The sequence below is a fragment of the Rhodohalobacter sp. genome (genome assembly GCF_041686455.1).
GTDB lineage: Bacteria > Bacteroidota > Rhodothermia > Balneolales > Balneolaceae > Rhodohalobacter.
On record NZ_JAWLDW010000052.1, the window covers coordinates 1 to 16,719 of the forward strand.

Below are 16,719 nucleotides of genomic sequence, written 5' to 3' on the forward strand. Positions count from 1 at the left end.
CAAACCAACCTTCATATAGAACGGTTCGAAGATGCTCAACAGATATCAGGAATAACTGATCGAAAAATCCGTGGGGCCAATTTTGAAACAGGAATAAATAAACCTACCTCCATTTCAAAGGGTATTCATACACATCATCATGAAACTTTCATGTCTACAGTTGGGACTGAACCAACAGACTTTGAGACTGAAAAAGGATTTATGTCTCGATTGTCAGTTGGCCTTGCGATGTCTCCTGATCTGAGTACGGTGGGCTCCATCTCTGATTTTTATGATCCCGGATACAAAGCAGGTATAAATTTAGAATACTCCATCACAGAAAATCTATCGGTGTCGGTGGGTGTTATTCATTCATTGGTAAAATATACGGCTCAAAGCAACAACTATAACCCTTCATACTATTGGACCGGGGGAAATGCTCCGGATGAAATCATTGGGGAGTGTTTGTTATTTGATATACCCATCTCCTTAAAATTCAATTTTCTCAATTTTGAACGATCCAGATTCTTTGCTACCGCCGGTCTCTCATCTTATTTCATGCAGTCTGAAGAGTATTCATTTAACTATCGTGCATACCAGCCCGGACAGGAAGAAGGCTGGAGTGGACAAACCGGAACTTCTCACTGGCTTAGTAATGCAGGGTTTTCAATTGGTTATGAATTTGATATCCACCCCGACTGGAGCATGCGTGTTGAACCATTTATAAAAGTACCGGTACAAGAAGTTGGATGGGGAAATGTTGAACTCTACTCGATGGGAAGCTTTATATCCCTGAGTTATAGATTATAAAAAGAGTGAAATTTTTCTACAATAAAGACATGAAAATTTTCACTCTTTACAACCTGTTTTATTCTTGATTGAAACAGCCCTGTAAATTTGTATTCTGAAGCCGTTCAATCGTATACGGGACGCTAAAGGCATGTGTCCACCCAAAAATTCTCAGACCATTAGAATATTTCCAAATGGGAAGCCTTCCGCGAAACGACGGTCCCTCTCCTGCGGATGGTAGGTTGCTGATAGTCTCCATGTCTTCAGCTAACTCGCCCTGGTTATCATAGGAAAAAACAGGTCCCGGTAATTCATCCACCGGCAAATAGCGTGATCTATAGCAAGCCTCCTGCAGATATTTCTCTTCGCCTGTCAGATCATAACCTACAATCAATGGATGAATACTGGATAGGTACGACTCCATATCATGATCATAAGGAGGATTATTGTAAAGGCTTCGAGCATTTTCAATCAAAGAGCGTTCAAGATCAGGTCGGTCAAACATCTGCAGTACTTTGCTCACTCCATGAGAAATATAGTTTTGTGAGTAGCCATATCGGTCGATAACAATTCTCCCGCCCTGCTTTTTCTGCAGATCGAGCATCCGATCAAGACGGTCGTTAAGCTCCTCCAGATAAATTTCATCTTTTGTGACATCATACAGCTCTGCCAAATTCCAGATAGAAAGATAGAGTCTCCTTCCGGTCAGTCCGTGACCTCCAAAAATTCTCCTCACATAGTAATCGCCGGTGAGGCGTGCTACTTCGAGTCCACGATGATACCCATCCATATAGTATGAAGTAATCCATCCGGGAACCCATACGTGCGCCGAAAGCATCGAAATCCACTGCTGACCTGCATGCCGGCGTCCCATTCCCACATAAGGATCAATCTCCGGCTGCATTTCCGAATCGAACCAGTCCAGTGATCTATTTGTATCTCCGCGATATCTATTGGGTCGTGGCCAATGGGTATTATCCACATCCATCGTATGACGACCCATAGCTTTTGCCATTTCGTACATATCCGTATCAGCCGTTCTCATAAACTGCATCCAGTACTGAAAATCCATAGCGGGCTCATTATTTGCCCACTGGAACCAGGTGTTATTGAAATAGTAATTTCGAACATCTCCATAGTCGAACATTCCATACCACGGCTCCCATTTTTGATTGAAAAGCATCCACTCATATTTATACTGAAGACTTCTCTCCAATCCTTCAAATCCGGTACCGTTTCCTGCAAATTCTCCAAATACACCGGATCGGCTGTACCAGTCAGCACCAGCATGAGCCACCGGAGAATTCAACACTGCCATCACTTCTGATCTAACCGATTGAGCGTCTTGCCCACCCTGATGGAAATTGAAAATTACTTCTGTGGTTTTGGTCAAGCCCTGTGCAAAATTACCAACCATTCCACCGTCCGGTTCAGAATCAAACCTTGCGAAACTCATCGGCTCTTCATTGGGTGACCATGTATAGGCATGAAACGTACCCGACTCCATGTTTACGCTCAGCTCATTCGGATACTCCTCTACCATATTTTTGAGCGCAATGGTAACTCCACGTGAGTCATCCGAAACCGACATCCAGCCCTCAGATTTCTCACCGGTCATCTCAACTCCATTACCGCTTATTTCAGCGATAAATCCGTCAATTCTTTCATTTTCATCCGAAACAGACATGGGCGATTGCCGGGCTGCTTCCGGTCCGGTTTGAAAAACAGATATCACGTCATCATCGGAAGGTTGATGTTCAAAATAATCGGTTGAACCCTTTTCCCACCATTTACCGGTTTCTAAAGCAGATTTGACGCTTTTCGCACCGTTTAAATGAAACTGCAAGCCAAATCCAGCCGAAGCAATTCGATCTTTCGGTTGAGTAAGTCCACCATCCCGAGACCGCGCACCTTCATCAACCAGCAAATCCGTTTGAGTGCCAATATCTTCGTGTTGACGACCATTCAGTGGTTCACTTTTATCCGGCTTTCCTGTGTAGGTAATTGTGTGGAAAACTTTAAGATAGGGCTTGCCGGCATAAGCGTGGATATAGGTCACAAACGGAGAGTTTTCATGACCTTCCTGATTATACTCATACTCACCCTCAACCCGTAAAATGGCGTGCATCGGACCGGATCCTTTTTCAATGTAATGCTGATGAATCACAGCTCTTGAAGTATCGATTCCGGCATTAGCAAGCATGTTCGAAAACCAACCATAAGTATCATCCCTCAAATCCAAAAACGATCCTCGTTGCGACAGCCCGGTGGCCACAATATGATCATCTGAGTATCCATTCTGATCCGGATTGTAATATACCTTATCTATGAATCCCGATCCTCCTTTGTCAACTCTGATTTTTAGAGGTCCGGTTTCAATTTCTGCAAATCCATTAGCCCGTTGATTATTTTTAAACATGATCGGGCTATCCGTAAAAACACTTTGGCGTATATCTTCTCCGTATTGAACCTTATACTCACCGGATTCATCTGCAAAGAAAAATATCCAGAGCCATTTAACGCTGTCATCCGCAGGAAGCCAGCTTGAAACTTCTGTGGACTGAATTGCAATTTCACGTTCCTCGCCGTTTAATACCCGAATATGATCAGGAGATTTTAATTCTCCTTTTTGAAACGGTATGCCAAATTTAACCGGTGCACCTGCTTCTGCCCTCTGCACCTGAATTTTTACTTCCCCTACGGATTGAGCAACAGCTGTTTGAAATAACAGATGAATAGATGCAAACAAAAATAGAAGTAAGAGAGATTTTCTCATTATTATTCGGTGTATTTAACATTGATATGGTTTGCACAGAGTGCCGCAGCCCCAAGAACGGCAATATGTTTGGTTTTCGATACCGTAATTTCCACGTTGGTGAGTGAATGCGGAAATCCAAAGCTTTTAAGTTCCTGTTCGAACCCTCTCTCAAACAGTGGGTACGTTTGGCTTACGGATCCCCCCAGGATGATTGATTCGGGATCGTAAGTATAGAGAACCATTTTTACAGCTTCGGCTACATGACCGCCAAACTTATGGAAAAGCTTTTTCGATGCCTGATCGCCGTTTATAGCTTTTTTGTAGATCTCTTCCCCTTTGATTCCAACAAGCCGGGAGAAAAATTGTCCGCTGCAGTAGTGCTCTAAGATTGACTGTTTATAAGGGATCATCCCGAATTCACCGGCTCCGCAGTTTCTGCCTTCGTAAAGTTTTCCATCGAGGATAATTCCTCCGGCAAAACCTGTCCCAATAATCAGGCCAATCATATTCTTCTTGCCCCGCCCGTTGCCAAACGTCCACTCTCCCAGGGCAAAACAGTTTGCGTCATTATTTAAAAAGACGCTCTTTCCCGTTTTCTCCTCAAGCAAATCTTTCAGATGGACTTTCTCCCAACCCGGGATATTCTGAACATCATAGACAATACCCTCTTCCGAGTCTACTACACTGGGAACCCCAATACCGATAAGTTCCGCACCATCATCAACAGAACGGATCATTTCGTCCATCTTATTCAGAATAGACATCACCGACTTATCTTCGGGCAGTTTACACGTTTCCAATTGCTCTAGTTTATCACCCCGAACCAAACCAACACGCAGGTTCGTAGCTCCTAAATCGATCCCGATGACCGGTTGCTTGAGAATATTTTCTGTCATGTAATTCTTTTGAAAATAATTTATTGTAAAAAAAGCCGAACGGCTTCCACACCATTTCGGCTTAGGTACGTTATGAAGAGCAGTAATTACTTTCCTAACATTGGAAAAATCATTCGAAGCTCATCTTCAGACGGATTTCGTCCATACTCTGCAATTTCAAATGACTCTGCGTACTTAAATTCTGCTGCACGTTCTGAACCGTACCATTTTTCCAGTCCCGCTCGCTGTTCATCCGACATATCCCGGTTTACCCAGCGCTGTCTAAGCCATTCAAGACGCTCATCCGGATCTTCCGGAACTTCATCAAGAGTGTGATTAGTCCAGGGAAGCCACTCATACATTTGTGAGGTGTGGGCATCCAAACCTGCTAATTTTGTATCAATAACGTCATCAATACCAACCACAACATCGTGGCTAAAAGGATTGGGTTTGCTAAACCGATCTTGCATGTAAAAGAAAACCGGATTATTTGGGAGCGGCTCAGTATCCGGTGCAACATTGGGTACAATCACCATATAGGATGCATCAATAACAAGCTGGCCCGCATTTCTGTGGTCAGGATGGTAGTCGTTAGGTCGAAGCCCAAGTACTACATCAGCATTCCAGTCGCGAATGGCTCGAATTACATCCTTACGGATATGAAGTTCAGGTAAGAGTTCACCATCGTGATGATCAAATACCTCATATTCCTCAATTCCAAGTCTTTCGGCAGCTTCTTTAGCTTCAGCACGTCTTCTTTTACCAAGAAAGCCTCCACCCTCTTCGTGATGGCCGGCGTCGCCATTTGTTAGAGACAAGAATTTCACTTCGTGTCCCATTTGAGCCATCATGGCTGCAGTGCCACCCATTTTAGATTCAGCATCATCAGGGTGGGCAAATATTGCAATTACCCGAAGCGGTGTATCATCCGACGTATTAATTTGTGCTTTTGAAACAGATACTGCAGAAAATAAAAGCAGCAATGTGATAAAAATGATTCTGTTCATGATTCTTTAGTTTAGAAAAAATTGAATTTAATAAAGCCCGGAATGAGACTTTCCTCATCCCGGGCCGAGGTCAATCATTAAAGTGGATTCTGAGTTAGTTCTCCGGGTGCCGCATCCAGTTCGCGCTGTGGAATTGGATAGAGCAGACGGATATCTGAAGGCGTAAAACCTTCATCAGACAAGAAATCTGACATTACTTGCGGTGCTACTCCAAATCGGAGTAAATCAGGCCATCTTTTATTTTCACCTACAAATTCGCGACGTCGTTCAAGGAGTAAAATCTCCTCAAAACTTCCCGGCAGTGTTGCAGATGGTGTGGTTAAACCGGAACGTTCCCGCACTTCATCAATCAGGTCATAGGCTTCCGGACTTTCGCCAATTGCCTCTGCAAGCATCAGAAGTACATCAGCATACCGGAATACAATAAAATTGACATCCGAGTCAAAAGCGATAGATTGACTGGCATCATACTTATTCAAGTATGGCAAATCATCTTCATCTGTTCCAAATGTTTCAAAACGGACATCTTCGTTTTCATCGTAAGTTTCCAGAAGATTGTCGTTGATTCCCTGTGGAACATTACCACCTCCTACACCACCTGAAATTGAGAGGTCAGTCGAGTAGTATTCAGTAAATCCACTACCGGTACCCTGACCGCCCGATTTATACTGAATCTCAAAAACAGACTCAATATTATTCTCGTTGGAAGCCCCCCAGATATCTAAATAGTCGGGAACAAGATCATACTCCTGAGAATTGACAACACGGCGAAGTGCTGCTTCAGCCTGACCACTGTTTCCGTTTGTCAGATGAACCAGACCGAGGAGAGTAGCGGCTGCACCGCTTGTAGCTCGCCCCACATCATCACCTGAATAAGAGGCAGGCAGTAGATTTTCTGCCGTATCCAAATCCGTGATGATCTGATCGTAAATCGCATCTGCAGAAACCTGGTTGATCTCAACATTTGGAGTGGTTACCTCTTCCAGTTGAAGAGGAATATTTCCATAAGTTACAGCCAGATTGTAATAAACAAGGGAGCGGATAAAGAGTGCTTCACCTTTTATGCGATCGGCCAGTGATGGGTTGTCGAAGTCAACATTATCAATTCTGCTTAGAATTGTATTAACGCTTGCAATCACCTTGTAACCGCCGGCCCAGGTATCTTCCAGTTCAGTGGATCCGGGCAGCTCATCGAAACGAGTAATTCGCTGTAGCGATTCAGCCAGGCCGGTAGCTCCACCTCCGTTAAAGGTGTTATCTGATCTCATCTCATGTAGCAACATGAGGTTACGTCCATAAAGGTTGTTATCAGCAATACCTGCATAAGCACCGTTAATGGCCACTCGGAAATCAGAATCCGATTGATAGAAGTTCTCAACATTACGTTCCGATTGCGGAGCGAGAATTGTAAAATCATCTCCGCACGAAACTACCAGAATCAATGCCGGCAGAACCAGCAATAGTGTTTTTAATCTATTCATTTTATTCACCATAGTTTCTTTTTGTAATTAAAAGGAGATGTCGATACCAAACTGAAATGCTCTCGACAATGGATAAGCTCCGTAGTCTTCGCCCGGTGTCAATCCACTGCCGGATTGCAAATTCACTTCAGGATTAAATCCGATATAATCAGTCGAGATCGCGACATTTGTCACAGAACCGTAAAGTCTTACACTCTGAGCAAAGTTATCTATAAGCGACTGAGGGAGATTGTAGCCTAAAGTAATGTTCTTCAGTTTGACGTAAGAAGCGTCCTCAACCTGATAAGACGAAGGCCGGTTATTGTTACCGCCTGAAGCCCTTTCAGCTTTTGGATGCTTACCATTTCCAGGGTCTTCTGTCGACCTCCATCGGTCGTTCAATACCGCATAGCTACCAAAGTTTGCCTCACCGTTTTTGAGGTGACGAGCTGTAAGGTTCATTACCTCTCTTCCTTCCACACCTTGCAGAAAGAAGCTAAAGTCGATATTTCTCCAGTTAAAGCGATTGGTCATACCCCATGTAAAATCAGGATGGTAGCTGCCAAGGATTGTTCGGTCATCAGCATCAATAAAACCATCTCCATTCACATCTCTAAACTGGAAGTCACCCGGAGTTGGGTTTCCTTCAAGGTCAACCGGCGCATTATCGATCTCAGACTGAGTCTGGAAAATACCCACAACTTCATATCCGTAGTAACTGCCGATGGCATCCCCTTCTCTGGTGATGTGTCGAACTCCGGCAGCTCCCGGTACGAGAATAGGATCTCCTTCATTCCCCAGTTTTTTAACTTCATTTGTGTTTGTAGAGAAGTTAAAATCTGTTGACCACTGGAAAGCTCCAACCATATTTCTTGAAGTAATCTGAACTTCAAACCCTTTGTTCTCAACTTCACCGATGTTGGTTAAAGCTCTCGTAAAACCTGTAACAGCCGGAATATTTACTTCAAGCAGAAGATCTTCCGTGTTACTGATGTAATAGTCAAACGAACCGTAGATTCGATCGGCCATTAGCGCATAATCAAGACCTATATTCAGCTGTTTTGTTGTCTCCCATGTAAGCTCTGAATTTCCCAGAGTGGACGGGATTGTACCTGAAACGGTCTGATCACTAAACACGTAGTTTGAAGATCCAAGTAAACCGATTGAGCCGTAGTTCGGAATGAGGAAGTTACCTGTAACACCGTAACTAACCCTTGGCTTCAATTCGCTAAACAGATCCTGGTCGGCCATAAAAGGCTCCCGGGTGACTCTCCAACCCAAAGAAGCAGATGGGAAGACACCGGTTTGATTATTCGAGCCAAATCTTGATGACCTGTCGGAACGTATGGTACCTGTTACAAGGTATCGATCCTTAAATACATAGTTTGCACGAGCCAGGTAAGACACAAGAGACCACTCTTCAATAAATTGAGAACCGTTCGTAACCTGTCCTCCATTTACTGTTTTAATTTGGTCATCCGGGAAATTCTGAGCTTCTACAGAATTTCTTTCATCGCGCTGCTTTTGAACAGTATAACCGGCAACAGCATCCAATCGGTGGTCTTCGCCAAAAGCCGTTTGATAGGTGAGTGTATTTTCCCACAACCAGTTAAAGCTTTGAGCAGATGAAGATTGTCCGAATGGTCTCGGGTCCCCGCCTCTGTAGTAGAGCTGCGTTCCCTGGTAGTATGATCTTTGATAGTTATCCAAATCATATCCAACCATCGACTTAAACTGCAAATTATCCAGAATTTCATATCGTGCATTCAGATTACCGTAAATTCTGTTATTTGCAATACGCTCATCAATGTAGTCTCGTACGGCAAGCGGATGGTTGGTTGTCGTCGTCGCACCACCAAGATCATTATGACTGCCTTCAAGCTGACGATATGTGCCATCTTCATTAAATGGATCAACAACCGGAGACTGCGTCATGGCAGAATAGATAATTCCCGGAGGTGTACCAAAGTACGGAGCACCTGCTGGCTTTCTGTCATGCTCAGTAAATGCACCATTCATGGCAAGGCCAATCTTTACTTTTTCAGACAGGTCTGCATTCAAGTTAGCATTTAAAGAAAATCGGTTAAATGCGGATCCTTCTACAATACCAGTTTGATCCATATAGCCACCGCCTAAAAAGTAGGTAACACTTGATGAACCGCCACTGACAGACATATCGTAATTCTGCAGTACGGATTGATCCAGTACCAGATCGAGCCAGTCTGTATCTGTTCCGTCCCAATTTACATATGCATCCGGAATGATATGGTTACCCGTTGCACCGGAAGCCTCTCGGCCTGCATTCGTATCAGGATTGTATTGAGGGTTGTAAAACGGACTGGAAGGATTCGTCGGATCCTGTTGCCTTAAATATGTGTTATTCCTGGCGTCCTTCGTGTAGTCAATAATCTCTTCAGCGTTCATCAGTTCCGGAACGTTGAACGGTGTTTGAACACCCATGTATGATCTGAATCTTACCTGTGGCGGCGTATCTTTTCTACCCTGTTTCGTTGTAATCAGTACAACACCATTTGATCCTCTTGACCCGTAAATTGCTGCTGAAGAAGCATCTTTCAATACTTCAATCGACTCAATATCATTAGGGTTAAGTGTTGAAAGAGGATTTGCTCTTGGAGGCTGAAAAGATGCCCGCTGTGAACCAATCGATCCCTGCTGATTGTAATTTTGAGAGAGTGGAACTCCATCAATTACATAAAGAGGATCATTACCTGCAGAAATGGAACCTGTACCTCGAATAACTACCTGAGGGGCAGCACCGGGCTCACCCGTAGATTCTGCTACATTCACTCCTGCAAGTCGTCCCTGCAGGGCATTTTCAAAACTGGATGCAGGATTATCCTGAATGGTTTCTGCATTAATAGAAGAGACAGAACCTGTAACCTCTGTTCTCTGCTGAACACCGTAACCTACAACAACCACATCTTCGAGCATGGCTACATCAGAGCTCATTTCAATAAAAAATTCTGTTTCATCTCCAATGGGAACCTCTTGTCTTACATATCCCACGTAGGAAAAGGCCAAAACTTCGCCTCCATCCGGAACGGTTAATGTAAAGCGTCCTTCATCATCAGTAGTAGTACCGGTCTGAGTTCCGACAACAAAAACCGTAACACCAAATAGTGGCTCACCGGTTTCGGCATCAACAACCTGACCCTCTACATCTACCATCAACTCATCTTCTTCGAGCTCTTCAACAACTCTTTCACGAAGAATGATTTGACGACTTGAAGTTATGACTGCTTCATATCCTGTATCTTTCAAAACATGTTCCAGAGTTTCACCTAAACTGAGCCTGCTTTGTTCCAGGGTCACAAGATCATCATCGCTAAAAACTCCCGAGTCGAATGCAATTTCAAGATCTGCTTTTTCTGCCACTTGAAAAAGCGCTTCCACGATTGGGATATTTTTAAAGTCTACTTCAATTGGTGATTTCAATACCTGCAGCTGATTACTATAGTCTTTGACAGAGAAGTAAACCAACTGTGGTAACTCCGTTTCCGGAGACTGTACTTGGGTAGATGCCGGCAATGGCATTAAAGATGATAACATCACCATTAATGCCAGTATAGGCAATCCTTTTAACAACGTAACGGTCTTCATACGCGTGGGTTTTTGGTTTGTGTTATGGTTTTAACATTTTGAAAAAAATCATTTAAAAGATAATCACACGATCTTCTTCCATCTCAAATTCGATATCCATGGCAAATTTTATCACATCCATCACTTCTTTTACTGATCTGGTTTTCAGATCGGCAGAAAACTCTTTTTCAAGTATGGCTTGATCCGATCCGGTATAAACGACTTCTATATCGTAAATACGTTCAATATGACGGAATACCTTGTGTAATGGGTCTTTCTTAAATACAATTCGTCCGTCCATCCAGGAAAAGTAACTTTCGAGATCCTCGGTCCATACCAGATTCAGCTTGTTCTCGGCTACCAGAATAGATCCCTTATAACCTTCATTTACAATCAACTTTTGGTAAGGATCTGATTCCTGACTCACCTCAACAGTTCCCTCTCTCACCACAACTTCTATGATCTCATCGTCGACATATGATCGAACATCAAAAGATGTGCCCACTACCTCAATCAATCCTGACTGGGTTTGGATACGAAAGGGTCGGTTCTTATCGGACTTAATATCGAAAAATGCCTGACCTTGCAGCTCAACTTCTCTCGAACTTTGACTGAACGTTTCCGGCATAATCAATTTACTTGTAGCGTTCAGAGTTACCCTGGATCCATCTCCAAGCTCAACTCTTGCACGCTCTGCAGCACTTGTTTGAATTTCGTTAAATACAGGCTCATACACCTTTTCCTGCTGCACCGGCGCATACTGTAGTGTTAAATAACCTGAAGCAACAGCTACTAAAATAAGTGCGGCTACTTTCATCAGGTTTGAAAAAAATTGTTGCCGTTTTCTAAGACGCTTGTACTTTAAAACACGCGCTTTCTTCTCTTCTTTATCCGACTGGGAAATATGATTGGATATTCGATCCCAATCCTCCTCAAGATTCAATTCCTGAATCAGAGCATTTTGAGACCTCTCTTCTGACGCTTTCCAGATCTGACTTACCGAATGGAGGACACGTCGGTTCTCACTGCTTTCTCTGAGCCAATCTTCTAATTTTTTTGAATCGGAATCATTAACAATACCGTCAAGGTATCGGACAATTACCGGCCATATTTCTTCTTTATCTGACATAGTTTTACTTATTTGTTACAGATTAGACAGAAAAAATTCTACTCCCCCCCACTCAGAGTAATTATTTTTTTAATGCTACATATCCAGCCGCTCTCTCAAGTATTGCAGCGACTTACCCATCTGGTTTTCCACAGTTTTTCGGGTTATACCCATTACCTCCGCAATTTCTTTATAGGATAGACCGTGTTTGCGGTAGAGAATGAATATCGTTTTTCGTCTTTCAGGTAGCTCCTCAACGATTTTCCAAATTTTTTGAGTCAGCTCTTCAGTATTCAAATCATCCGGAACCCTCTCCTGAAGAATATCCCTCTGCTCTTTTAAGCTCTCTTTCAATCTGATTTTCTGCTTATTCTTTTCAAGATGATTCAGTGATTGATTGCGAACAGCTTGGTATAAATAGGCTTTTAGAGAGTGGCTGATATCAAACTCTTCCCTGTTGTCCCAAATCTTAATAAACACTTCCTGAACAACATCCCGAGCCACATCGAGTGATTTTAAGTAACTATTCGAAAAAACACACAGCCTGCTGTAATGGAGATGAAACATTTGTTCGAAGGCATACTGATCCCCTGAACGAATCTGCTCCACCAGTTTACGATGAGTTTTATCACCATCTTCCATTAGAGAATGCTCCGATTATTTTTAACGGCAGACAGGAAATTTCTTTGAAAGTACAAATCACAATGAGCATTTAAAGAGAAAAGATATAACAAAACCACAACTGCTTAGCACCACAAACCTTAACAACGGACCATCATTTTCTTTTAACCTGAGTTCGATTAATGACACATCGATTTAGATGTTTGAAAGTTCCTTCCCTTCTCAGAAAATGAATAATCTGAAATCGATCTCGCGTTTATAGATATATTATTTACCTCTGAAATACAAGACCCTATTACCCATATTATTTTTTCAAGACAGATTATACCGGGTAAAACCTTCAATTGAATCGTATTCAGCAAGGCCCAGCTGATCATAGAGTTTTGCTGTTTTCATGGTACGTTCGTCTGCAATCATCCAGAACTCACGGCTTTCAGCACCTGGGTATTTAGGCTGATCTTTTTGAGAGGCGTGCTTAAAAATTGCACGGCGTTTTTTTAGTCTTTCATCCGGGCTTAAGGGTACCGCCATGTCAATTTCACTGATATCCCAATCTTGCCACACACCTTTATATAGCCAGACAAAACAGTCTTGCATCCACTTCTCATCTTTTAGATTCCCAAGGGCTGTACGAATGGCGTCCCAGCAAATTCTGTGAGTACCGTGTGGATCCGACAGATCACCTGCGGCATAAATCTGGTGCGGTTCAACCTTCTCCATTACTTCCTGAATTATACTGATATCCTTTTCGGTAAGATGATCCTTCTTAGCCCGTCCGGTTTCATAGAACGGCATATTAAGAAAGTTAATATTCTCTTCGGGAAGACCGGAATATCGGCAAGCGGCACGCGCTTCGGCCTGACGTATCTTCGTTTTAATCTCCAGCATTGTGTCAGAATCTGTATCACCGGGTACTTTCTCCTCAACAGATTTCATAAGATTATCAAATAGCTTCTGCTCATTTTTGTTTGAACTGTATTGCGAAATAAAATCAGCATACCGAAGCGCTTCATTATCATACACAGAGATATTACCCGATGTTTGATAGGCGATATGAACTTCATGGCCGTGTTCCACCAATCGCATTAATGTTCCACCCATCGAAATTACGTCGTCATCAGGATGAGGTGAAAAAATCAACACTCTTTTCGGGAAGGGTTCAGCACGTTCAGGCCGATTCGAGTCATCCGCTTTGGGTTTACCACCCGGCCATCCCGTAATGGTGTGCTGAACCTGGTTGAAAACGCGAATATTAACATTATAGGCCGGTCCGTAATCAGTCACCACATCACTCATCCCATGCTGATTGTAATCCTCATCCGTGAGTTTTAGAATAGGCTTGCCGATTTGCAAACTCAGCCAGGTTACCGCTTTTCGAATTCTGCGATCGTCCCATTTGCAGGGACCAACCAGCCAGGGTGTCTTTCGCCTTGTTAATTCTGAAGCTGCGGCTTCGTCCAGTATTATTTTCGTGTTTTCATGATTCTGAAGAAAAGTGGCCGGAACCTGGGCGGATATTTCACCTTCTACAGACCGTTGAATGATAGACGCTTTTGATTCACCCCAAGCCATCAGGTAGATTTTCTTCGCCTTCAAAATAGTGCCCACTCCCATTGTGATAGCTCTGCGAGGCACGTGTTCTTCACCAAAAAAAGAAGCAGCAGCATCGGCCCGGGTCAGCTCATCAAGCGTAACCAGCCGGGTTCGTGTTTTTTCGAGTGATCCCGGTTCATTAAACCCGATATGTCCGGTTCGGCCGATTCCTAAAATCTGTACATCCAGTCCGCCGGCCTGCTCAATTTTCTGCTCGTACTCTTTACAATACTGATATACCTCTTCCCGCTCTAAAGTGCCATCAGGAATGTGTACGTTCTCCTTTTTGATATCGATATGATCAAAAAGATACTCATTCATAAATCTCACATAGCTCTGCAGCTCTTCCGGACGGATTGGATAATATTCATCCAGATTGAATGTAATAACACGCTCAAAACTTAAATCCTCTTCCCGGTGTAACCGAACCAATTCGCCATAGACCTGAATTGGAGTGGAACCGGTGGCCAGGCCAAGTACCGTATTTTGTCCGATTTGATTCCGGGCGCGGATTAAACCGGCAATCTCTTTCGCAACAATCTTCGAAGCTTCTGTTGCATCAGAAAAGATAGTTGTATCAATTTTTTCAAATATTTTCTGGCCCAGATGATCGGTTAAATCCATGTTCATTCGTACTTATACAATTAATAATTAGGTATCGAGTAAAGTTTTCTACTAAAGGCTTAGTACATCATTAATCCAAAACCTGAGAGATGAAAGCCACTATAATATCATCAAGATAAATAACCTGAGTTCGTTGTAAAGTCATTGAATATTACCATATGAGAAGTCCCCTCTTTTTAAAGGAGGGGCTCCGAGCGAAGCGATTCCCACGAAGTGATTTAGGAGTGGTTATTTTAGGTCAATGAGTTAATTTCTCAATTATAAATTCGCATCGAAATCTGAAAACTACCCCCAGCCCCTCCTTACGAAGGAGGGGAGACATTCTTTCCAAATTTTATCTCGAGCTCACATTAAATATTGGTTTACATCTGAAAATCTTATTGATTTATGCCCCTAGAGACTGCAGCTTCATAAAGGATGCAGTTGTAAGTTGATTAATTCTGAATATCGCGGGACATATCTTCCAATGTGCGACCTTTCGTTTCAACCACATAGCGCTTCACAAAGAAGAACGCGATAATCCCGAATCCTGCATATATACCGTATGATAATCCGAGGCCTATGGAGGCCAGCAGTACAGGGAATGTCATTGTGATCGTGAAGTTTGACAACCAGTGGATTAGACCACAGACCGCAAGGGCAGCTCCCCGGAATTGGTTAGGGAACATTTCACCCAGCATTACCCACATAATTGGGCCCCATGTGAAAGCAAAAAATGCAATATATCCATTGGCAGACAACAGGGCATACAACCCCATATTACCCTCAAGCTGCAGTGAACCGCCATCGGTAGCAGCGGCCGTTCCAAATATTAAAGCCAATATTCCCAGCATCACCGCCTGTCCCAGTGCACCGATCATTAGAAGCGGCTTCCGCCCTACCTTATCAACCAGGGCAATAGCCACAAATGTGAAAAGTACATTTACAGATCCACTGATCACATTCTGAAGAAGCGCATTTTCTTCTGTAAAGCCGGCTGCCTGCCAAAGTGTAGCACCGTAATAAAAAACAACGTTGATACCTGTAAACTGCTGGAGAGTGGTTAAACCCAAACCTACCCAAATAATCGGCTGAATTTTCCCGGTATGCTTAGATATAATATCTGACAGTTTTGGCTTACGATTCTCCTCCAGGGTAGACTGAATGTCTTTGATCTTTTCATCTGCGGTATCCCCGTATGCAAGACTATTCAAAACAGCTTTTGCCTTATCCAGTTTACCGGCTGCAACCAGGTATCTTGGAGATTCGGGAATAAACAACAGGCCTAAAAAGAATATTCCGGCTGGTATCATTTCAACCCAGAACATCCACTGCCATGCGTCAAAACCACCCCAGAAAGCTTCCGTAGCACCTCCGGCGCTTCCGGCAATGTTGTAATTACTGATAAAAGCGATGAAAAGACCGATTACAATCATCAGCTGCATTAAAGTGGTTAATGCACCCCGAACCTTAGGCGGAGCAATTTCACTGATGTAGGCAGGCACCAGTACACTCGCTGCCCCCACAGCAAAGCCGCCTAATATTCTGGCCATGACAAATAAGAAAGACGAACCGGCTGCACCGGATCCAAATGCGCTAATAATAAACGCAACGGCCGTGATCAATAAAATAGGCTTCCGGCCAAACTTGTCAGCCAGACTCCCGCCAAAAAATGCACCCAGTGCACACCCAAGCAGCATCGAGGCGACATTGAAGCCCGTCCCGACAGCATCTGAATTAAATGCCTCCTGTAGTGCCCCAACCGTACCGTTGATCACACCGCTATCAAATCCAAAAAGAAACCCCCCAATAGCCGCTATGGTTGACAGAAAGATCACTCTTCCCATATTGTCTGTTCCTAATTCAGTCGTATCACTTTTATTTTCCATACCTTAATTATGTTTATAAATAGAGCCGTCTATTAAAGATCCAATACATAGAGTGAATAAATCATAGAGGAGACAGATTAAAAAATTGTTGCCCCCACTCCAACCTTGATTTCGATGGAATCTAAAAAAATTTTATCGAAATCAAATTCTCTTCTTTTAAAATCTGTTCCGATGTGGTGAACATGTTTAAAATAATCACCCTGTAAAATCTTAGCTGATATCCTCAGCTAAATAAATTTTTCTGCACTCAATTTCTTATTGCAAAGAGAAGTAAAAGCTCCCTATATTTAGAATCTATCAAAGAAACGAAATGCCCGAGTGGCGGAATTGGTAGACGCGTGCGCTTCAGGTGCGTATGTCCTCACGGACGTGAAGGTTCAAGTCCTTTCTCGGGTACAAATTAAAGCCCGTCAGCTATGCTGGCAGGCTTTTTCTTT

General features: G+C 43.2%; 10 protein-coding genes and 1 tRNA gene. 2 read left to right on the forward strand and 9 right to left on the reverse strand.

Annotation, left to right across the window (positions count from 1 at the left end):
* Positions 1–789, forward strand: a 789-nt coding sequence (locus ACESM0_RS07765) for a hypothetical protein (RefSeq protein WP_372905272.1), incomplete at its 5' end; no start/stop codon positions are given.
* Positions 790–847: 58 nt separating this feature from the next.
* On the opposite strand, the gene ACESM0_RS07770 is transcribed toward ACESM0_RS07765, so the two are convergent.
* The 9 genes from ACESM0_RS07770 to ACESM0_RS07810 all read right to left on the reverse strand — a co-directional run bounded on the left by ACESM0_RS07770 (position 848) and on the right by ACESM0_RS07810 (position 16,282).
* Positions 848–3,544 (reverse strand): hypothetical protein, encoded by a 2,697-nt coding sequence (locus tag ACESM0_RS07770; protein ID WP_372905273.1) that lies wholly within the window; start codon positions 3,542–3,544, stop codon positions 848–850.
* A 2-nt stretch (positions 3,545–3,546) separates the two neighbouring features.
* Positions 3,547–4,422, reverse strand: coding sequence for an ROK family protein (locus tag ACESM0_RS07775; protein ID WP_372905275.1), 876 nt, complete (start codon positions 4,420–4,422; stop codon positions 3,547–3,549).
* 86 nt (positions 4,423–4,508) lie between these two features.
* The gene (locus ACESM0_RS07780) at positions 4,509–5,408 is read right to left on the reverse strand and encodes a PIG-L deacetylase family protein (RefSeq protein WP_372905277.1); all 900 of its coding nucleotides are present in this window, start codon (positions 5,406–5,408) and stop codon (positions 4,509–4,511) included.
* A 77-nt stretch (positions 5,409–5,485) separates the two neighbouring features.
* Positions 5,486–6,889, reverse strand: a complete 1,404-nt coding sequence (locus tag ACESM0_RS07785) for a RagB/SusD family nutrient uptake outer membrane protein (RefSeq protein ID WP_372905279.1) — start codon at positions 6,887–6,889, stop codon at positions 5,486–5,488.
* 27 nt (positions 6,890–6,916) lie between these two features.
* A complete protein-coding gene (locus ACESM0_RS07790) occupies positions 6,917–10,489 on the reverse strand; it encodes a SusC/RagA family TonB-linked outer membrane protein (protein ID WP_372905281.1) in 3,573 nt (1,190 codons plus the stop codon).
* A gap of 52 nt (positions 10,490–10,541) precedes the next feature.
* Positions 10,542–11,597 (reverse strand): FecR family protein, encoded by a 1,056-nt coding sequence (locus ACESM0_RS07795; RefSeq protein WP_372905283.1) that lies wholly within the window; start codon positions 11,595–11,597, stop codon positions 10,542–10,544.
* A gap of 75 nt (positions 11,598–11,672) precedes the next feature.
* Positions 11,673–12,218, reverse strand: a complete 546-nt coding sequence (locus tag ACESM0_RS07800) for an RNA polymerase sigma-70 factor (protein ID WP_372905285.1) — start codon at positions 12,216–12,218, stop codon at positions 11,673–11,675.
* 291 nt (positions 12,219–12,509) lie between these two features.
* Entirely contained in the window at positions 12,510–14,420 is a 1,911-nt protein-coding gene (gene nagB / locus ACESM0_RS07805; protein ID WP_372905287.1) for a glucosamine-6-phosphate deaminase, read from the reverse strand.
* Between the two features lie 428 nt (positions 14,421–14,848).
* A complete protein-coding gene (locus ACESM0_RS07810) occupies positions 14,849–16,282 on the reverse strand; it encodes a sugar porter family MFS transporter (RefSeq protein ID WP_372905289.1) in 1,434 nt (477 codons plus the stop codon).
* Positions 16,283–16,594: 312 nt separating this feature from the next.
* On the opposite strand from ACESM0_RS07810, the gene ACESM0_RS07815 reads away from it, so the two are divergent.
* A tRNA-Leu gene (locus ACESM0_RS07815) sits at positions 16,595–16,678 on the forward strand.
* The last annotated feature ends 41 nt before the right edge of the window (positions 16,679–16,719 follow it).